Source organism: Pseudomonas sp. GW823-FHT05G12 (genome assembly GCF_058795575.1).
On record NZ_CM179501.1, the window covers coordinates 4,344,571 to 4,363,551 of the forward strand.

15 protein-coding genes and 4 tRNA genes are annotated in these 18,981 nt (G+C 63.4%); 1 reads left to right on the top strand and 18 read right to left on the bottom strand.

Annotated features, from left to right (window positions below; genetic code table 11):
- Positions 1–3: 3 nt before the first annotated feature.
- Positions 4–1,044, top strand: coding sequence for an AraC family transcriptional regulator (locus tag AC3RCM_RS19800; protein WP_104887242.1), 1,041 nt, complete (start codon positions 4–6; stop codon positions 1,042–1,044).
- A gap of 290 nt (positions 1,045–1,334) precedes the next feature.
- Here AC3RCM_RS19800 and AC3RCM_RS19805 read toward each other — a convergent pair whose 3' ends face one another.
- From AC3RCM_RS19805 to leuB, 18 genes are all read right to left on the bottom strand, one after another.
- Entirely contained in the window at positions 1,335–2,153 is an 819-nt protein-coding gene (locus AC3RCM_RS19805; protein WP_104887241.1) for a DUF2242 domain-containing protein, read from the bottom strand.
- Between the two features lie 200 nt (positions 2,154–2,353).
- Positions 2,354–2,430: transfer RNA gene (locus AC3RCM_RS19810), tRNA-Asp, on the bottom strand.
- A 141-nt stretch (positions 2,431–2,571) separates the two neighbouring features.
- Positions 2,572–2,648: transfer RNA gene (locus AC3RCM_RS19815), tRNA-Asp, on the bottom strand.
- A gap of 99 nt (positions 2,649–2,747) precedes the next feature.
- A tRNA-Asp gene (locus AC3RCM_RS19820) sits at positions 2,748–2,824 on the bottom strand.
- Positions 2,825–2,889: 65 nt separating this feature from the next.
- Positions 2,890–2,965: transfer RNA gene (locus AC3RCM_RS19825), tRNA-Val, on the bottom strand.
- 219 nt (positions 2,966–3,184) lie between these two features.
- Positions 3,185–3,958, bottom strand: coding sequence for an SDR family oxidoreductase (locus AC3RCM_RS19830; RefSeq protein ID WP_010953013.1), 774 nt, complete (start codon positions 3,956–3,958; stop codon positions 3,185–3,187).
- Entirely contained in the window at positions 3,955–5,166 is a 1,212-nt protein-coding gene (locus tag AC3RCM_RS19835; protein WP_010953012.1) for an O-succinylhomoserine sulfhydrylase, read from the bottom strand. Before AC3RCM_RS19835 ends, AC3RCM_RS19830 begins: the two co-directional genes overlap by 4 nt.
- A gap of 16 nt (positions 5,167–5,182) precedes the next feature.
- Positions 5,183–6,688, bottom strand: a complete 1,506-nt coding sequence (purF, locus tag AC3RCM_RS19840; protein WP_003247207.1) for an amidophosphoribosyltransferase — start codon at positions 6,686–6,688, stop codon at positions 5,183–5,185.
- Between the two features lie 42 nt (positions 6,689–6,730).
- Entirely contained in the window at positions 6,731–7,288 is a 558-nt protein-coding gene (locus AC3RCM_RS19845; protein ID WP_010953011.1) for a CvpA family protein, read from the bottom strand.
- Positions 7,289–7,484: 196 nt separating this feature from the next.
- Positions 7,485–8,129: an SPOR domain-containing protein gene (locus tag AC3RCM_RS19850; RefSeq protein ID WP_104887240.1), complete on the bottom strand. Its 645-nt coding sequence runs from the start codon at positions 8,127–8,129 to the stop codon at positions 7,485–7,487.
- Positions 8,113–9,420: a bifunctional tetrahydrofolate synthase/dihydrofolate synthase gene (gene folC / locus AC3RCM_RS19855; RefSeq protein ID WP_104887239.1), complete on the bottom strand. Its 1,308-nt coding sequence runs from the start codon at positions 9,418–9,420 to the stop codon at positions 8,113–8,115. Before folC ends, AC3RCM_RS19850 begins: the two co-directional genes overlap by 17 nt.
- Positions 9,420–10,313 carry an acetyl-CoA carboxylase, carboxyltransferase subunit beta gene (gene accD / locus AC3RCM_RS19860; RefSeq protein WP_004574892.1) on the bottom strand — a complete coding sequence of 298 codons (894 nt, stop codon included), beginning with the start codon at positions 10,311–10,313 and terminating at the stop codon, positions 9,420–9,422. Before accD ends, folC begins: the two co-directional genes overlap by 1 nt.
- Before the next feature lie 222 nt (positions 10,314–10,535).
- Positions 10,536–11,156, bottom strand: a complete 621-nt coding sequence (locus AC3RCM_RS19865; RefSeq protein WP_010953008.1) for a phosphoribosylanthranilate isomerase — start codon at positions 11,154–11,156, stop codon at positions 10,536–10,538.
- A 61-nt stretch (positions 11,157–11,217) separates the two neighbouring features.
- Positions 11,218–12,078, bottom strand: coding sequence for a tRNA pseudouridine(38-40) synthase TruA (gene truA, locus AC3RCM_RS19870; protein WP_014754042.1), 861 nt, complete (start codon positions 12,076–12,078; stop codon positions 11,218–11,220).
- A gap of 193 nt (positions 12,079–12,271) precedes the next feature.
- A complete protein-coding gene (locus AC3RCM_RS19875) occupies positions 12,272–15,007 on the bottom strand; it encodes a FimV/HubP family polar landmark protein (protein WP_104887238.1) in 2,736 nt (911 codons plus the stop codon).
- 71 nt (positions 15,008–15,078) lie between these two features.
- On the bottom strand, positions 15,079–16,083 hold the full coding sequence (locus AC3RCM_RS19880) for an aspartate-semialdehyde dehydrogenase (protein ID WP_010953006.1): 1,005 nt from the start codon (positions 16,081–16,083) through the stop codon (positions 15,079–15,081).
- Between the two features lie 595 nt (positions 16,084–16,678).
- Positions 16,679–17,791: an aspartate-semialdehyde dehydrogenase gene (gene asd, locus AC3RCM_RS19885; RefSeq protein WP_003247195.1), complete on the bottom strand. Its 1,113-nt coding sequence runs from the start codon at positions 17,789–17,791 to the stop codon at positions 16,679–16,681.
- A gap of 63 nt (positions 17,792–17,854) precedes the next feature.
- On the bottom strand, positions 17,855–18,937 hold the full coding sequence (leuB, locus tag AC3RCM_RS19890) for a 3-isopropylmalate dehydrogenase (RefSeq protein ID WP_020192546.1): 1,083 nt from the start codon (positions 18,935–18,937) through the stop codon (positions 17,855–17,857).
- Positions 18,938–18,981: the final 44 nt, after the last annotated feature.

An 18,981-nucleotide genomic window follows, 5' to 3' on the forward strand; every position in this document is an offset into this window, starting at 1 on the left:
CCCATGGCCCGCCCCCGCGTGCGCCTGGGCGAACTGTCGGTTGGTTTTGTCCAGCCTTTGAGCGAAGCCCTGCGCGAGCTGGGCCACGACCCTGAACCATTGCTGCGCCGCTACGGCCTGGACGCGACCCGCCTGGGCGAAGCCGGCGCACGCCTGTCCATACCCCGCTACATGCACCTGGGCCACGCAGCCATCGAAATGAGCGGTGAGGCCGCTTTAGGTCTGCATATGGGGCGCCTCAGCCGGCTGGCGCATACGGGCCTGGCCGGGGTCACTGCGGCCCAGGCCCCCACCCTGGGTGAAGCCGCGCGTACGCTGCTGCGTTTCGAGCCGCTTTACGCGGCCAACTACCGCGGCCATTCCAGCTTTGAGGAAGATGCCCAGGGCGCCTGGCTGCGCTTCTACTCCATCAGCCCCTACAACGACTACAACCGCTTTGTGGTCGACTCACTGCTGGCCGGCTGGCTGGCCCAGTTGGCCGACCTTGCCGGCACCCCGGTGCAGGCCGAACGCCTGGAGATCGAGTTTGCCGCGCCCTCCTATGCCGCGCGCTATCAACCGCTTTGCAGCACGCCTGTGCAGTTCGCCGCCGACGGCAATCAGCTGCGTCTGAGCCGCGCTACCTTGCAACTGGCCAACCCCGGGCATTGCCCGAGTACCTGGCAGCACCTGTTGCAGTTGTGCGAAGCAGAGCTGCTGCAGCGCACGCGGGTGCGCAGCCTGGGTGAGCGCATCACCCACCTGCTGGGCCCGCTGCTCAATGGCGGCCGTGAACCGGACCTGGAAGAAGTGGCGCTGCACTTGCAGCTACCAAGCTGGACCTTGCGCCGCAAGCTCGCCGAGGAAGGCACGCGCTTTCGCGACCTGCTCAACGAAACCCGGCGCGACCTGGCCGAGACCTACATCCGTGACACGGCGCTGGCCTTTGGCGAGATTGCCTATCTGTTGGGGTTTGCTTCAGCCGAGGCCTTCCAGCGCGCATTCAAGCGCTGGACGGGCCTCACGCCGGGGGAGTTCCGCCGCAGCCAGCGGCAGCCGGGCTAGAGTTCGGTGGCGTCGTCGGCCGGTTCCGGGGTGTCCAGTTCGTAAGCCTGGGTTTCGAGTAGTTCTTCCTGGTATTCATCCATTGCCCTGCGTCCTCTTTGCTCATTTTGCCTTTGTAGGTATCGCCTTCAGCCTAAGCAGGTGGGATGAAGGGATGATGACAAGCTTATGAGTGGTAAACGTAGCAGGTGTTCAGAAAGTTATCGCGGGGCGTCTGTAACAGGGGATGTTTACAGCCTGAACCGGCCCTTTCGCGGGCTGCCGGCGAAAGAGCCGGTTCAGGCGACACATCAAAGGGAGGGGGCGGCGGCCTCGGCTGGCTGGGCATCCTGCTGCACCTGAATGGGTGCAGCTTCCGCCGGCGGGGCGACCGGCTGCGAACCCTGGCTGTCATCCACCACCGGTGCCGCTGCCGCCTCGCTGGCCGGGGCTACCCCCGCAGGTGCAGGCGTCGCTTCAACCAAAGGTGCAACTGCCGGGGCCGGCGCCACCGGGTTCGCCGCCGCCTGCTCCGGAAGCCCCAGGTCCACCGCCGGCTTTTCCACCTTGGGCGCCTCGACCTTGGCCTTTTCGACCTTCTTCGGCTTGGGCAGGTAGCTCTCCACCAAGGCGAAATAACGGTCATAGAACTGCGCCGCGGTCACCGTCTCACTGGCCACCTTGACCATCGAGTCGTCACTGGAGCCGATCGGCATCGACACCGAACCCAGCACCCCCACGCCCAGGCTGGCGGAGGTGTTGGACTTTTTCAGCGCATAGCGGTCCTGGAGGGCGTTGGCGAACATGGTCGAGTGCTGATCGTCGCTCACGTCCGGCGCACAGGTGACATTGAAGCTGATCTGCAGGTGGTTCTCGCTGTTTTGCTGAAAGCTCTTGTTACCCACCACCTGGTTGGCGCCGCTGCTGGTGATGATGTAACCCTGGCTGAGCAAAGCACGCCGGGCGGCCTCGCAAGAGCCAGCATCGCTCACCGGAAAGCTGCGCGAGAAGGTACCCGAGTCATCGAAGTTCTCGTGCTCGTAGACGGCCGCTTTTTTCGAGGAACAACCGGTCACGCCCGCCAGCACCAGGGCCAGCCCGAGCGCACCAAAGACGGAAGATCTGGTCATTGCGGATTCCGGGTATGTCGGGAAAGTGCCTATTGTGCAACACAGCAGGCAGGCACAGGAACCGCTGGTCGGTGAAGAATCTGTCAGGTTGGTGTAAATCTGGGTAAAGGCAGGCACTTACCAGGCGCACTAACGAAAAAAGCGACCCGAAGGTCGCTTTAACGTTGCTTCAAGGCGTTCATGGGGCCTTGAAGCGAAGATGGCGCAGCGGACGGGACTCGAACCCGCGACCCCCGGCGTGACAGGCCGGTATTCTAACCGACTGAACTACCGCTGCGTATCATTCAGGCTTGCGCCCGATTGAAACCTGGGTCTACCCTTCCGGCGCGATGGCCTCAGGGCAGGCACAAAAAAAGCGATAACGCGATCGCTTCTCTTGTGTTTGCTTCAAGGTGTTCTAGGGACCTTGAAGCGAAGATGGCGCAGCGGACGGGACTCGAACCCGCGACCCCCGGCGTGACAGGCCGGTATTCTAACCGACTGAACTACCGCTGCGTATCGTTCAGGCTTGCGCCCGATTGAAACTGGGATCAGCCCAAGGCGTGTGCCTTGTGGCTTCAGACCGGTGCCAGGCACCCATCTGTTACTGAAAAATGGCGCAGCGGACGGGACTCGAACCCGCGACCCCCGGCGTGACAGGCCGGTATTCTAACCGACTGAACTACCGCTGCGCAGTGCGTTCCTCTCTGGCTATCGGCTTCTTGCGAACCCGAAGCTCCAGGAACATCTCAGGAAGTGGTGGGTGATGACGGGATCGAACCGCCGACCCTCTGCTTGTAAGGCAGATGCTCTCCCGGCTGAGCTAATCACCCTCGCGATGTTGCTTGTTGCGTTTGCTTCGCTGAGGCCGCGAAATTTACGCAGGTGGCGAAGCTAAGTCAATAGCCCCATTGAATTTTTTTCAAAAAGGCAACGTGATGTGATTGCCTGTGCCGGCCTCTTCGCGGGTAAACCCGCTCCTACAGTCGGACATTAACCGTTGTAGGAGCGGGTTTACCCGCGAAGAGGCCGGCGCAGTTTAAACAAGGTGCTCAGGTATAAATCATCTTGCGGGTCATGCCGCCATCGACCACAAACTCCTGGCCGGTGACAAATGCCGCCTGGCGTGACAGCAACCAGGCAACCATGGCCGCGACATCTTCCACGGTCCCTACCCTGCCCGTTGGGTGCTGGGCATGGTCAGCTTCGCTCAACGGCTCGGCACGGCGCTGCGACGGATCACGGGCATCGATCCAGCCCGGGCTCACCGCATTGACGCGAATCTCCGGGCCCAGGCTCATGGCCAGGGCATGGGTCAAAGCCACCAGGCCGCCCTTGCTTGCCGCGTAAGCCTCGGTGTCGGGTTCGGACTGCCGAGCACGGGTAGAGGTCAGGTTGACGATCGCCCCATTGTGCGCACGCAGGTACGGCGCACAATGCTTGGCCAGCAGCATGGGGCCGCTGAGGTTGACCCCCAGCACCCGGTTCCATTGTGCCAGGCTCAGGCTTTCCAGCGTCTGGTTGTGCGGGTTGGCAATGGCCGCATTGCACACCAGCGCGTCCAGCCGGCCGAACTGCCCGAGCACTTCGGACACTCCGGCACTGACCTGGGCCTCGTCGGCAACGTCCATGGTGATGAACCAGGCGTTGTCGCCCAACGCCTTGGCCACTTTGGTACCACGCTGGCGGTCCAGATCACTCAGCACCACTTGCCAGCCTTCGCAGATCAGCCATGCGGCAATGCCCAGACCGATGCCGCGGGCGGCGCCCGTGACCAAGGCTACCCGGCCATTGTGGCCCGGGGTGCTGCCGCTGATTTCGATCACAATGCTGCCAGCCCACGCGCCAGGTCAGCCTGCAGGTCGGCCACGTCTTCCAGGCCCACGGCAACGCGGATCAGGCTGTCGCGGATACCCGCCGCTTCACGCTCCTGCGGCGACAGACGACCGTGTGAGGTGGTCGCCGGATGCGCGATGGTGGTTTTGCTGTCACCCAGGTTGGTAGTGATGGAAATCACACGGGTAGCGTCGATGAAACGCCACGCGCCCTCTTTGCCACCCTTGACCTCAAAGCTGACCACTGCACCAAAACCGCTCATCTGGCGCTTGGCCAGTTCGTGCTGCGGGTGGCTGGGCAGGCCGGCGTAATGCACCTTCTCCACGCCGTCCTGCTGCTCCAGCCATTCGGCCAGGGCCTGAGCGCTTTCGCAGTGCGCTCGCATACGCAGGCGCAGCGTTTCCAGGCCCTTGGTGAAGATCCAGGCGTTGAACGGGCTGAGGGTTGGACCTGCGGTACGCAGGAAACCGACCACTTCCTTCATTTGCTCGGTACGGCCGGCAACCACACCGCCCATGCAGCGGCCCTGGCCGTCGATGAACTTGGTGGCCGAGTGGAACACAATGTCGGCACCCAGCTTCAGCGGCTGCTGCAACGCCGGGGTACTGAAACAGTTGTCCACCACCAGCATGGCACCCTGAGCATGGGCGATTTCGCTGAGCGCGGTGATATCGACCAACTCGGCCAGCGGGTTGGAGGGCGATTCGACGATCAGCAGCTTGGTGTTGGCCTTGATGGCCTTTTCCCAACCGGTGAGGTCGACCAGTGGCACGTAGTCCACTTCTACACCAAAGCGCTTGAAGTACTTCTCGAACAGGCTGATGGTTGAGCCGAATACGCTCTGCGACACCAGCACATGGTCACCGGCGCTGCACAGCGACATGACCACGGCCAGGATCGCCGCCATGCCGGTGGACGTACCCACGGCCTGTTCGGCACCTTCCATGGCCGCCAGGCGCTCCTCGAAGGCACGCACCGACGGGTTGGTGTAGCGCGAGTAGACGTTGCCCGGCGTTTCGCCGGCAAAGCGCGCAGCAGCATCGGCTGCCGTGCGGAACACATAGCTGGAGGTCAGGAACAGCGCTTCGCTGTGCTCGCCTTCCGGGGTACGGTTTTGGCCAGCGCGTACCGCCAGGGTGTCGAAACCGACACCCTCGAGGTCACTGTCCAGTCGCCCGGCATCCCATTGATCCGTCATGCCGTCGCTCCCAAAATCAGTTGTTGTAAAGGTCGATGATCGCGCTGACGGCCTGGTTCTTGACCTTGGCCAAGTCGTTACGGGCCTGCTCGATGCGGTCGAGGTAGGCTTCGTCGATATCGCCAGTGACGTACTCGCCGTTGAACACCGCGCAATCGAACTGCTCGATCTTGATCTTGCCGCCGCCGACCGAGTCGATCAGGTCTGGCAGGTCCTGATAGACCAGCCAATCGGCGCCAATCAACTCACCCACCTGCTCGGTGGTGCGGTTGTGGGCGATCAGTTCGTGAACACTCGGCATGTCGATGCCGTAGACGTTGGGGTAGCGTACTGCAGGGGCCGCGGAGCAGAAGTAGACATTCTTCGCGCCGGCTTCGCGGGCCATCTGGATGATCTGCTTGCAGGTAGTGCCGCGCACGATCGAGTCGTCCACCAGCATCACATTCTTGCCGCGGAACTCCAGCTCGATGGCGTTGAGCTTCTGACGCACCGACTTCTTGCGCGCGGCCTGGCCGGGCATGATGAAGGTACGGCCGATGTAACGGTTCTTGACGAAACCTTCGCGGAACTTGACGCCCAACCGGTTGGCCAGTTCCAGCGCGGCAGTACGACTGGTATCCGGGATCGGGATGACCACGTCGATATCATGATCGGGGCGCTCGCGCATGATCTTGTCGGCCAGCTTTTCACCCATGCGCAGACGCGCCTTGTACACCGAGACCCCATCGATGATCGAGTCCGGGCGCGCCAGGTAGACGTGCTCGAAGATGCACGGCTGCAACTTTGGCGATTCGGCGCACTGCTTGGTGAACAACTGGCCTTCTTCGGTGATGTACACCGCTTCGCCCGGCGCCAGGTCGCGGATCAGGGTGAAGCCGAGCACGTCCAGGGCGACGCTTTCCGAGGCGATCATGTATTCCACACCTTCGTCGGTGTGACGCTGACCGAACACCACCGGGCGAATGCCATGGGGGTCGCGGAAACCGACGATGCCGTAGCCGGTGATCATCGCCACCACAGCGTAACCGCCAACGCAGCGGCTGTGCACATGGGAGACCGCAGCGAACACGTCTTCTTCGGTCGGCTGCAGCTTGCCGCGCACTGCCAGCTCATGGGCGAACACGTTCAGCAGCACTTCCGAGTCGGAGTTGGTGTTGACGTGGCGCAGGTCGGACTCGTAGATCTCCTTGGCCAACTGCTCGACGTTGGTCAGGTTGCCGTTGTGAGCCAGGGTGATGCCGTAAGGCGAGTTGACGTAGAACGGCTGGGCCTCGGCCGAGGTCGAGCTGCCCGCAGTCGGGTAGCGCACGTGGCCGATGCCGATGTTGCCAACCAGGCGCTGCATGTGGCGCTGCTGGAACACGTCGCGCACCAGGCCATTATCCTTGCGCAGGAACAACCGGCCGTCATGGCTGGTCACGATACCGGCAGCGTCCTGGCCGCGGTGCTGGAGGACCGTAAGCGCGTCATACAGCGCCTGATTGACGTTCGACTTACCGACGATACCGACGATGCCACACATGCGACGCAACCCCTACTTTGATGAAACTTGAGTGAATAGCGCTCAGGGCTTGGACGGCCCGAGCAACTGTTCCTTGAACGGAAGATCAGCCGGAGTGCTGATCAGCCCACTGGGCGTCCATTGGTCGGTGAAACCCAGAATCAGGTTTTTCGACCAGTCGGCGACCAAGAGAAATTGTGGTATCAGGCGTGATTCCTGCCACCAAGTGTCTTGTTGAACCGGCCCCAGGCTGATCAGGCCTATGGCCACCACTACCAGCAAGGCCCCGCGCGCAGCGCCAAAGGCCATGCCCAGGAAACGATCGGTGCCGGACAGCCCGGTCACGCGGATCAGCTCACCGACAAGGAAGTTGACCATGGCCCCCACCAGCAAGGTGGCGACGAAAAGAATGGCGCAGCCAGCGATGATGCGCATCGATGGCGTCTGGATATAGCTCTCAAGATACACCGAGAGCGAACCGCCGAACATCCAGGCAACCGCACCGGCAATGATCCAGATGAGCAAGGACAAGGCCTCCTTGACGAAGCCGCGCTTGAGACTGATCAGTGTGGAGACGGCGATGATCGCGATGATCGCCCAATCAACCAAGGTAAATGCCACGGTGTTGCCTGCAGACGTTTGAGGCGGCGCATTTTACCAGAGCAGAGGGCCGGGAGTAAGCGGAATGTCAGCTGGATTGGTGTTGGGCCATTGGCAGGCAAACCCGCCCCGACAGCTTCTGGGTAAGCCTTGCAGCGGCACAGCACCTGCAGGCGCGGGCTCACCCGCGAATGGGCGGCCTAGCCGCCCCGGGGAATCAGCTGCGCTCAGGCTGGAAGCGCACCACAAAGCCCTTGAGGCTGTTCTGACGGTTGATGGCGTCACGCACGCGCTCGGCCTCGGCGCGCTCGATCAACGGCCCCACGTACACGCGGTTCATGCCACCCGCCGTACGGATATAGGCGTTGTAACCCTGGCTACGCAGGGTTTGCTGCAGCTTTTCGGCTCCAGCGCGGTTGGACAGACTGGCCAGCTGGATCGACCAACTGACGGGCAGGCCATTGGCGTCGATCTTCGATGGCGCGGCAGGCGCGGGTGTTGCAGCGGCTTTGGCCTCCACCTTGGGCGCGGGCGCCTGGGGCTTGGGTGGCTGAACCTGCACCTGGGTCTGTGGCGACGGGGTGATTGGCTGGCTGGGTGTACTCGCCGGCGCAGTGGCCTCGTCGATCACCACCGGCGCCTGCTGCGCCTCCTGCGCAATAACCTGTGGCTCCGGCACGGCAACCGGCTCCACCTTCACTTCCGGCAGGCTGGGCATGGCCGGTGCCTGCGGGGCTTCAACGTGCACCTGGCGCATCTCGTCCTGGCGGGTAAACAGCATCGGCAGGAAGATAACCGCCAGCGCCACCAGCACCAGCGCACCCACCATGCGCTGTTTCATCCCTTTATCCAGCACAGCCATCTATTCCACCCTCCAGGGCGTGCCGCTCCAGCCATTCCAGCGCCTGGGCGACACAGAAAAACGAACCGAACAGCAGGATCTGATCATCCGCCGTCGCCTGCGCACATTGCCCTTCAAGGGCGGCGTCGACGCTGGCATAAGACTTCACCGTGGCACCGAGGTTCGCCAAGGACGAGGCCAGCTCTGCGGCCGGGCGACTGCGCGGGGTATCCAGCGGCGCCACCGCCCAGTCGTCGATGAGGCCCTGCAGCGGCGCGATAACGCCCTCCAGATCCTTGTCGGCGAGCAGGCCAAATACCGCGAGGCGGCGCCCCTTCAGCGGCCGGGCCGCCAGGCGCCTGGCCAGGTACTGCGCCGCATGCGGGTTGTGCCCGACATCCAGCAGCAACGCTACCGGTTTGCCGTGCCAGTTCAAGTTACGGAGGTCGAGACGCCCAGTGATACGGGTATCCAGCAGCGCCTGGCGAACTTGCGCCGCGTCCCACTGCAGCCCCATCAGCAGGTAAGCCTGCAAGGCCAGCGTGGCGTTTTCCATGGGCAGGTCAAGCAAAGGCAGGTCATGCAGCTCGACCTGCGCACCATCGGCGGCAGTACCACGCCAGTTCCAGCAGCCATCGGCGCTGGCCAGGTCGAATTCCCGACCGCGCAGGAACAGTGGCGCGGCCAGTTCGGCGGCCTTGTCCAGCAACGGCCCGGGCGGATCCAGATCACCGCACAGGGCCGGCTTGCCCGGGCGGAAGATGCCCGCCTTCTCGAAGGCCACCAGCTCGCGGGTATCACCCAGGTAATCAACATGGTCGACACCGATGCTGGTCACCAGGGCGAAGTCGGCATCCACTACGTTGACGGTATCCAGGCGGCCACCCAGGCCCACCTCCAGCACCACCGCATCCAGCTGCGACTGGTAGAACAACCAGAACGCGGCCAACGTCCCCATCTCGAAGTAGGTCAGGGAAATATCGCCCCGCGCCGCCTCGACGGCGGCGAAGGCTTCGCACAGGCGCTCATCGCTGGCCTCTTGGCCATCGATCACCACCCGCTCGTTGTAACGTAGCAGGTGCGGCGAACTGTACACACCGACCTTGAGCCCCTGGGCACGCAGCAACGACGCCACGAAGGCGCAGGTCGAACCCTTGCCGTTGGTGCCGGTTACCGTCACCACGCGCGGCGCCAGCTTGCCCAGCGCCAAGCGGGCAAGCACCTTCTGCGACCGCTCCAGGCCCATGTCGATGGCCGAGGGGTGCAACTGCTCGAGGTAGGCGAGCCATTCGCCCAGGGATCGTTGTTTCATCACGCGACGGCAGCCGCCTCACGCGCTTCTTCCGGCGTTTGCTGACCGGTCATCTGCGCCAGCAGGCGGGCCAGACGCGGGCGCAATTCGCCCCGGGAGATGATCAGGTCGATGGCACCGTGCTCCAGCAGGAACTCGCTGCGCTGGAAGCCTTCAGGCAGCTTCTCGCGTACGGTCTGCTCGATCACGCGTGGGCCGGCGAAACCGATCAGGGCCTTCGGCTCACCGACGATGACGTCGCCGAGCATCGCCAGGCTGGCGGAAACACCGCCATACACCGGGTCGGTCAGGACCGAGATGAACGGGATGCCTTCTTCGCGCAGGCGCGCCAGCACGGCAGAGGTCTTGGCCATCTGCATAAGCGAGATCAGCGCTTCCTGCATGCGCGCACCGCCCGAAGCGGAGAAGCAAACCATTGGGCAGCGGTTTTCCAGGGCATAGTTGGCCGCGCGCACGAAGCGCTCGCCGACGATGGCACCCATGGAGCCGCCCATGAACGAGAACTCGAAGGCACTAACCACGATCGGCATGCCCATCAGGGTGCCGCTCATGGAGATCAGCGCGTCCTTTTCGCCGGTCTGCTTCTGCGCAGCGGTCAGGCGGTCCTTGTACTTCTTGCCATCACGGAACTTCAGGCGGTCGACCGGCTCCAGGTCAGCGCCCAGTTCGGCCCGGCCTTCGGCGTCAAGGAAGATGTCGATGCGCGCACGTGCGCCGATGCGCATGTGGTGGTTGCACTTGGGGCAGACATCCAGGGTCTTTTCCAGCTCCGGACGATACAGCACGGCCTCGCAGGACGGGCACTTGTGCCACAGGCCCTCAGGCACCGAGCTCTTTTTCACCTCGGAACGCATGATCGAAGGGATCAGTTTGTCGACTAACCAGTTGCTCATGCTTTCTTTCTCCAGTATTGGCAGGCGGGGGACGGCGTCACCGGCCCTGCCCTGCCCTTGAGCTCAAAATCTTTTATGAAACGATGGTGAACCGGCCGCCGGGGCTTCCAGCGCGCCACTCCACCGCTAATGTGTTTTTTTGCCGCCACAGGTGCTGGCATGCGGCCCGCAGGGCTGCGAAAGCTATGGACGATGGCGCGCAGCCAGCCGTCACATCTGCCATCAAGCCTGTTTCACCGCACGCATGAAGGCCTCGATCTTCGCCGCATCCTTGATGCCCTTGGCCTGTTCGACGCCACCGCTGACATCCACCGCATAAGGCTTTACCTGGGCAATGGCCTGGCCAACGTTATCGGCCGACAGCCCGCCCGCAAGGATGATCGGCTTGCCAAGACGCGCCGGTACCAATGACCAGTCGAACGCCTCGCCGGTTCCCCCTGGCACGCCCGGCACATAGGTGTCCAGCAAAATGCCGCGGGCACCCGCGTAAAGCCGACAGGCCGCCTCCAGGTCATCGCCAGGGCGCACACGCAGGGCCTTGATCCAGGGGCGGTGGTAGCCTTCACAGTCCTGCGGGGTTTCATCGCCGTGAAACTGTAGCAGGTCCAGCGGGACCACTTCGAGGATCTCGTTCAGCTCGCAGCGCGAGGCATTGACGAACAACCCGACCGTGGTCACGAAGGGTGGCAACTCGGCAATGATCGCCCGCGCCTGGCGCACGTCCACCGCCCGCGGGCTCTTGGCATAGAAGACGAAGCCGATGGCATCGGCCCCCGCTTCGGCAGCGGCCAGTGCGTCTTCGATGCGGGTAATCCCGCAGATCTTGCTGCGAACATTGCTCATGGAACAAGAACCCTGATTGCTGCGGCGAAAGAGCGGATGTTAGCAAATGGCTTTTCGCTCGTCAGTCTGCCAACGCCTCGTAACCACTCAAAAAGTGTGGGCCGATGTAACGCTTGGGCAACGCAAACGCTTCGGGGTACTCCACCTGCACCAGGTAAAGCCCGTATGGGTGGGCCGTTACCCCACCTTCACGGCGGTTGCGCCCTTCCAGCACCTCGCGTGCCCAGGCAACCGGACGCTCGCCGGCGCCGATGGCCATCAGCACACCGGCAATGTTACGCACCATGTGGTGCAGGAAGGCGGTGGCACGCACGTCCAGCACGATCATCTGGCCATGGCGGGTAACACGCAGGTGGTAGATGTGCTTGATCGGTGACTTGGCCTGACACTGGCTGGCACGGAAGGCGCTGAAGTCGTGGGTACCGAGCAGGTACTGCGCCGCCTCGGCCATGCGATCGACGTCCAGCGGACGGTGGTTCCAGGTCACTTCTTCGGCCAGGTGCGCCGGGCGAATCGGGTCGTTGTAGATGACATAGCGGTAACGCCGGGCGCAGGCCTTGAAGCGGGCATGAAAATCGGCCGGCATGGGCCGCGACCAGACCACACTGATGTCGTGCGGCAGGTTGAAGTTGGTACCCATGGTCCAGGCGCGCTCGTCACGCACGGCACGGGTATCGAAGTGCACGACCTGCCCGCAGCCGTGAACGCCGGCGTCGGTACGCCCGGCGCAGACCACCGAAATCGGCTCGTTGGCGACCTTGGACAGCGCTTGCTCCAGGGCTTGCTGGACACTCGGCACGCCGCTGGCCTGACGTTGCCAGCCGCGGTAGCGCGCGCCTTTGTATTCCACGCCCAGGGCGATGCGGGAGTAGCCTTCGGCCGCGGATTCGGCGGTAGCGGTGTCGATGATGTCCAAGAGCATGAAACCTGTGGGGTGTACGGAATGGCGGGGATTATAACGACAACGGCAGCCTCGTAGGGCTGCCGATGGATGCGCACTGTATTTGCGGGACTCTTCGCGGGCACGCCCGCCCCCACAGGTCACTCACAAGGTCGAACATTTGTGGAGATCCTGTGGGCGCGGCCAGCACGGCAAGAGGCCTGCCCTGCTTGCATCAGACCAGCCGGGAGAGCATGTCCTCGGCTTCCTGACGCTGGCTGTCGTCACCATCCTTGACCACTTCATCCAGGATGTCGCGCGCGCCCTGGCTGTCACCCATGTCGATATAGGCACGGGCCAGGTCGAGCTTGGTGGCAACTTCGTCACTGCCGGAGAAGAAGTCGAAGTCCAGGTCGTCCAAAGGCTCGGGCTCTGGTTGCGCCACCGCGTCTTCGCTGGTGAAGTGCGGCTCCAGCGATGGCGTTTCGAGGCTCTGCGACAGCTTGTCCAGCTCGGCGTTGACGTCATTGAGCTCCGAGGCAAAGCTCTTGGCTGCCGGCGAATCATCCTCCAGCGACAGGGACAGGTCGAAGTCCGACGGCAAGTCGAACTCGGAGACCGGATCAAACTCCGGTTCGCTGTCGAAGGCAGCCAGTTCGGCGGTGACATCCAGCGGATCTTGCTCCAGCGCCTCAGGGGCAGCCGGGGCAACCGGCTCGCTGACGTCGAGATCGAAATCAGACAGGTCCACGGCAGGCTGAGGCTCGGCCTGAGCCAGCATGGCCTCGAAATCAGCGTCGGCGTCGGCTTGCAGCTCGGCATCCACGGCAAAGGGTTGCTCGTCTGGCTGAGCTTCTTCCTGTACGGGCTCATCCAGCACAGGCTCAGCGATTACCAGTTCGTCGGGTACGCCCCCCTGTGCCATCGGCTCGTCCAGTACGGACGCGGCCAGAGGGTCTTGATCGGCCAGGTCTTCACCCAGGCTCAGGTCGAAGGCGCTGTCCAGATCCTGCTCGGCCAGGTCCGTTGCATCGAGCGTTGGCACATCATCGAAGGCGGCCAGCTCAGCGTCAGGCGCTGCCTGCGCGACAACCTCTGGCTCAGCCTGCTCTTGCGGCTCGAACCCGGACAACTCGTCAGGCACCACATCGGCAACCACTGGCGCTTCGGGCTCATCGTGCAGCAGCTCTTGCACGTACTGCTCATCCATTTCGGCAGCCAGCGCCGCCGCACCCAGGCCGGCAGCGGCCAGGCCGAGCATGGCGGGGTAACGCTCTTTCAGGCCGGCGACTTCAGCAACGTTCTGCTCGCTGGCCGGCAACTGACGCTCCTGTTCGGCGAACGCGCTCTGGTCACCCTGACGGGCGTACACGTCCATCAGTTTCAGGCGCAGGTCGTCACGCTCCGGCGCGGCGGCCACGGCGGGCTCCAGCAGCTCGGTGGCACGATTAAGGCGGCCTTCGGCCAGGCATTGGTCGACTTGCGCCAGCAGCGCGGCGTGCGGGTCTGCTTGTGGTTCAGGCTCGGGTGCTGCCTCGGCGACCGGCTCTGCCACTTTTTCCGCAGCGACGGCAGCTGCAGCCGAAGCGGCAACCACAGCCGGCGACAGGGTTACGCCAGGCTCCCGGGCTTCGACGCCGTCGAAGCTCTCGGTATCGCTGTCGAAACCTGCGCCCTGCTCTTCTTCCAGCGCCCGCGCCATGCGCAGGTGCTTCTCGGCTTCTTGCTGGGCCTTGCGTTTGCGCGCCAGCAGCCACAGCAGCAGTGCCAGCACCAGGATGCTGGAACCGGCAATCACCCCCAGAAGCCAGGGGTTGCCCAGGACCGAGTCGAGCGCACCCTTCGGCTGGCTGGCGGGTGCTGGCTGGGTGTCCGGCACAGGCTGGGGTGCGGTATCGGCAGCAGCAGGTGCCGGATTGACCACGGGCTGCTCCGGGGTATCGGCAGCCGCAGCCGACGCGGCTGCGCCCTGGCCTTCCAGGCGTGCCAACTGGTTGTTCTTCAGCTCGATCAGGCGCTGCAGCTTGTCCAGCTGGCTCTGCAGGTCGGCCATGCGGCTTTTCAGTTCTTCGTTGTCGCGACGGCTGGTGTCCAGGCTTTCCTGGGCCATGGCCAGCTCGTCATTCAACGCCTTGGCCTGGCCTGCACCGGCCTGCTTGCCCGGGCTGACCAGGCGCAGGTTGTCGCCCTGGGCGATACGCGACGGTGCAGCCTCGGCGGCGCCACGGCGGGTGGCATCCAGCTGGCGGGCACGCGGCCCCAGGCGACGGCCTTCACGCCAGGCCGCATACTGCTCGGCCACCTCGCGGTTCGCCTCGCCCTGGGCGATGCTCTGGATCTGCTGCTGGTCGGGCAGGCGCAGTACCTGGCCAACCTTCAGCTGGTTGATGTTGTTGCCGATGAAGGCGTCCGGGTTCAAAGCCTGGATCGCGATCATGGTCTGCTGGATCGATCCACCCTGGGTGTTACGCGCGGCAATCTGCCACAAGGTGTCGCGACGCTGGGTGGTGTAGCTGCTGGCACCGGTGATGGCCGGTGTGACATTGCCTGCCGCCGGCTGGTCGCCCTGTGCCTTGGCCTGGTCGAGCAGCACGCTATAGTCACGCAGCAGGCGGCCCTGCGGCCACATCACCTGCACCAGGAACTTGACCACCGGACCTGGCAGCGGCTGACTGGAGGTCACGCGCAGCACACTTTTGCCGTTGGGGTTGATCACCGGTGTGAAGGTCAGGTCTTCGAGGTAGGTTGGAAACGCCACCCCGGCCTTGCTGAACTCTTCCGGTGGCGCCAGGCTCGGCGCCACTTCGGCGGCTTTGAGGTCGCGCACGTCGAGCAATTCGATCTCGGCGTCCAGCGGCTGATTCTGTGCCGACTTCAGGGTCAGCTCCCCCAGGCCCAGCGCATTCGCCATGCCAGACGACAGCGCGGATGCTGCAGCCATGGCCAGAACCAGTTTGCGAATTCGAAGCATGACCTCTTCCCTTGTATGAATCGTCCCGGAACCTGCATGCGGAGCAGGACAAAAGTGCTCGCCAGTATCTTTTACGGCATGTGTTTAATCAACAATTGCGCCACTTGCACGGCATTGAGCGCGGCGCCTTTGCGCACGTTGTCGGTGGTTAGCCAGAGGTTGAGTTGCTGGTCTTCATCAACACCGTGACGTACACGTCCAACATAGACCACGTCTTGGCCCACTGCGTCACCTACCGGGGTCGGATAATCATCGTTTTCCACCCGTTCGATGCTGTCGGCTGCCTCCAGGGCCTGGTTGACCGCTGCCAGGTCTACCGGGCGACGGCTTTGCACGGCCACACTGAAGCTATCGCCGAAAAACACCGGGACTTGAACACAGCTCACGGAAATCTTCAGTTCAGGCAGGCCCAGCAGCACGCGCAGTTCGCTGACCAGGCGGCGCTCCAGCGCGGTATGGCCCTGCTCGTCGGCAGCACCGACCTGGGCCAGCAGGTTGAATGCCACCTGGCGGTCGAAGAAACGCGGCTCCAGCGGGCGGGCATTGAGCAGTTCGGCGGTTTGCCGGGCGAGCTCGCTGACCGCTTCACGGCCTTGCGCAGACACCGCCAATGCGGCCATCACTTGCACCCGCTCGATGTCCAGCAGGCCTTTGAGCGGCGCCAGCGCGACGGCCAGGGCTACTGCGGCCGAGCATGGGCTGACGATACGCGCTGGCAACGACAGGCTGGCCAGGCGTTCGGCGTTGGCTTCCGGCACCAGGGCCAGGGCGTCGTCCAGGCCGCCGGACAGGTCGATGACCGTGCAGCCCGCCTGCAGCGCCTTGCCGGCAAAGCTGCGGCTGACGGCGGCGCCGGTGGCGAAGAAGGCCAGCTTGACCTGGGCGAAGTCGAAGCTGTCGACTTCGCGCACCTTCAGCTTCTTGCCAGCGAACATCACGCTGCTGCCCGCCGATTCCATGCTGGCCAGCAGGTGCAGGGTGGCAACCGGGAATGCCAGTTCCTCGAGGATCTGCACCAAGGCTTCACCGACGCTGCCGGTGGCGCCGACGACGGCGATATCCAAAGGGTGTGTCATGGAAGGGATCCTTTTGCTGTAGACGGCGGGGGCGGCACTTTACTCGGATTGTAGGGTTTTGTCTGTGCCCACCCGGCGCTGCTGTTGCTGTTGCTCGATTGCGTCTTGCTTCTTGGATGTGCGCACTCACACCGAGTAGGTATTCATTCGCGCAGGTGGCGCATCGTCACCTTTCCGCCCTTCCGGCGGGTTACTTTGGTCGTGGCCAAAGTAACCAAAGCCGTCGGCTCCCATCATCCGGCCCCTACGCTGCGCTCCGGGGTCCCCTCGCTCCGGGCTTGCTCCCGGGAGGACCGCGCTGCAGGCCCCATCCTGGGGCCCAGCGCTTGACGGGCATCCATGCCCGTCACCTCCCTCCGCAAGCCCTGCGCTCGGCCTCCTGAAGTCGCAATCTGCGTCGCCTGAACTACCGCGCACTTAGAAGCAAAAGCAACGGCAAGAGCAAGAGCAAGGGGCTGTCAGAGCAGACATTTCGCCATTAAACAGCGGCATGAATTATCCGGCGATTAGGCCCGCGACCCAAATGCATACCTTCAGGCATAAAAAAATACCGCACTGTCACCAGTGCGGTATTTTTCAGGTGAAGCCTGAACGATCAACGCTCCAGCAGAATCCGCAACATGCGGCGCAGCGGTTCGGCGGCGCCCCACAGCAGCTGGTCACCCACGGTGAACGCGCCCAGGTACTGCGAACCCATGTTCAGCTTGCGCAGACGGCCAACCGGGATGTTCAGGGTGCCGGTGACCTTGGTCGGGGTCAGTTCCTGCATGCTGATTTCACGCTGGTTCGGCACCAGCTTCACCCAAGGGTTGTGCTGGCTGATCATGCCTTCGATGTCGGCGATCGGCACGTCCTTGTTCAGCTTGATGGTCAGCGCCTGGCTGTGGCAGCGCATGGCGCCAATGCGCACGCAGATGCCGTCGACCGGGATCGGGCTCTTGAAGCGACCGAGGATCTTGTTGGTTTCGGCCTGGGCCTTCCACTCTTCACGGCTCTGACCGTTCGGCAGTTCCTTGTCGATCCACGGGATCAGGCTGCCCGCCAGCGGCACGCCGAAGTTCTCGGTCGGGAACGCTTCGCTGCGCATGGTCTCGGCAACCTTGCGGTCGATATCGAGAATGGCGCTGGCCGGGTTGGCCAGGTCATCGGCCACTGCCGCGTGGGTAGCACCCATCTGCTTGATCAGCTCGCGCATGTTCTGCGCGCCGGCACCCGAAGCCGCCTGGTAGGTCATGGCGCTCATCCACTCGACCAGACCGGCCTCGAACAGGCCACCCAGGCCCATCAGCATCAGGCTGACGGTGCAGTTGCCACCGATGTAGTTCTTGGTACCGGCGTCCAGCTGCTGGTCGATGACCTTGCGGTTGACCGGGTCGAGGATGATCACCGCGTCATCCTGCATGCGCAGGGACGAAGCGGCGTCGATCCAGTAACCCTGCCAGCCGGCTTCACGCAGCTTGGGGAAGACCTCGTTGGTGTAGTCGCCGCCCTGGCAGGTCAGGATCACGTCGAGGGTCTTGAGTTCTTCAATCGAATAAGCGTCCTTGAGGGGCGCTGTATCCTTGCCCACGTTCGGACCCTGGCCACCAACATTGGAGGTAGTGAAGAACACCGGCTCGATAAGGTCGAAATCCTGCTCCTCCAGCATCCGCTGCATGAGCACGGAACCGACCATACCGCGCCAACCGATCAGACCTACACGTTTCATCGCAACTACACCTTTGCTAAAAGTGGGCCGCCACCGGGAATTTTGGGGGGCGGGCCAGAGAGATTACAGATTCCGCAGCGCTGCGACTACTGCGTCGCCCATTTCCTGCGTACCAACTTTGCGGCAGCCTTCCGAGAAGATGTCGCCGGTACGCAGCCCCTGGTCCAGAACCAGGCTCACGGCCTTCTCGATCGCCTCGGCGGCAGCCGACTGATTGAAGCTGTAACGCAACATCATCGACACCGACAGGATGGTCGCCAGTGGGTTGGCGATACCAAGGCCGGCGATGTCCGGTGCCGAGCCGTGGCACGGCTCGTACATGCCCTTGTTGTCGGCATCCAGGGACGCCGACGGCAGCATGCCGATGGAACCGGTCAACATGGAAGCTTCATCCGACAGAATGTCACCGAACATGTTGTCGGTCACCATCACGTCGAACTGTTTGGGTGCACGCACCAGCTGCATGGCAGCGTTGTCGACGTACATGTGGCTGAGCTCCACGTCCGGGTAGTCCTTGGCCACGTCTTCGACCACTTCACGCCACAGCTGGCTGGAGGCCAGAACGTTGGCCTTGTCCACCGAGCACAGCTTCTTGCCGCGCACGCGGGCCATGTCGAAGCCGACACGGGCAATGCGGCGCACTTCGCTTTCGCTGTACGGCAGGGTGTCGTAGGCCTGGCGTTCGCCACCTTCCAGCTCGCGCTGGCCACGCGGGGCACCGAAGTAGATGCCGCCGGTCAGCTCACGAACGATGAGGATGTCCAGGCCCGATACGATTTCCGGCTTCAGCGACGAAGCATCGGCCAGTTGTGGGTAAAGGATGGCTGGGCGCAGGTTGGCGAACAGACCCAGTTGCGAGCGGATCTTCAGCAGGCCGCGCTCCGGGCGAATGTCTCGCTCGATCTTGTCCCACTTCGGCCCGCCCACAGCCCCCAGCAGCACCGCATCGGCCTTGCGCGCACGCTCCAGGGTTTCGTCGGCCAGCGGCACGCCGTGCTTGTCGATGGCGGCACCGCCAATCAAGTCGTGCGCCAGGCTGAAGCCGAGCTGGAACTTGTCGTTGGCCAGCTCCAGTACCTTGACTGCCTCGGCCATGATTTCCGGGCCGATACCGTCACCTGGGAGAATCAGAATCTGCTTGCTCATGCTTTCCTCTATCCATTCACGCGGCGTGGCCAAGCGGGCCCCAC

Coding starts and splice junctions, on each gene's coding strand:
- asd (WP_003247195.1), bottom strand. CDS start 17,791: ATGAAACGTGTAGGTCTGATCGGTTGGCGCGGTATGGTCGGTTCCGTG.
- leuB (WP_020192546.1), bottom strand. CDS start 18,937: ATGAGCAAGCAGATTCTGATTCTCCCAGGTGACGGTATCGGCCCGGAA.
- AC3RCM_RS19835 (WP_010953012.1), bottom strand. CDS start 5,166: ATGACGGATCAATGGGATGCCGGGCGACTGGACAGTGACCTCGAGGGT.
- AC3RCM_RS19875 (WP_104887238.1), bottom strand. CDS start 15,007: ATGCTTCGAATTCGCAAACTGGTTCTGGCCATGGCTGCAGCATCCGCG.
- accD (WP_004574892.1), bottom strand. CDS start 10,313: ATGAGCAACTGGTTAGTCGACAAACTGATCCCTTCGATCATGCGTTCC.
- AC3RCM_RS19850 (WP_104887240.1), bottom strand. CDS start 8,129: ATGGCTGTGCTGGATAAAGGGATGAAACAGCGCATGGTGGGTGCGCTG.
- AC3RCM_RS19800 (WP_104887242.1), top strand. CDS start 4: ATGGCCCGCCCCCGCGTGCGCCTGGGCGAACTGTCGGTTGGTTTTGTC.
- truA (WP_014754042.1), bottom strand. CDS start 12,078: ATGCTCTTGGACATCATCGACACCGCTACCGCCGAATCCGCGGCCGAA.
- AC3RCM_RS19865 (WP_010953008.1), bottom strand. CDS start 11,156: ATGAGCAATGTTCGCAGCAAGATCTGCGGGATTACCCGCATCGAAGAC.
- AC3RCM_RS19880 (WP_010953006.1), bottom strand. CDS start 16,083: ATGACACACCCTTTGGATATCGCCGTCGTCGGCGCCACCGGCAGCGTC.
- folC (WP_104887239.1), bottom strand. CDS start 9,420: ATGAAACAACGATCCCTGGGCGAATGGCTCGCCTACCTCGAGCAGTTG.
- purF (WP_003247207.1), bottom strand. CDS start 6,688: ATGTGTGGCATCGTCGGTATCGTCGGTAAGTCGAACGTCAATCAGGCG.
- AC3RCM_RS19805 (WP_104887241.1), bottom strand. CDS start 2,153: ATGACCAGATCTTCCGTCTTTGGTGCGCTCGGGCTGGCCCTGGTGCTG.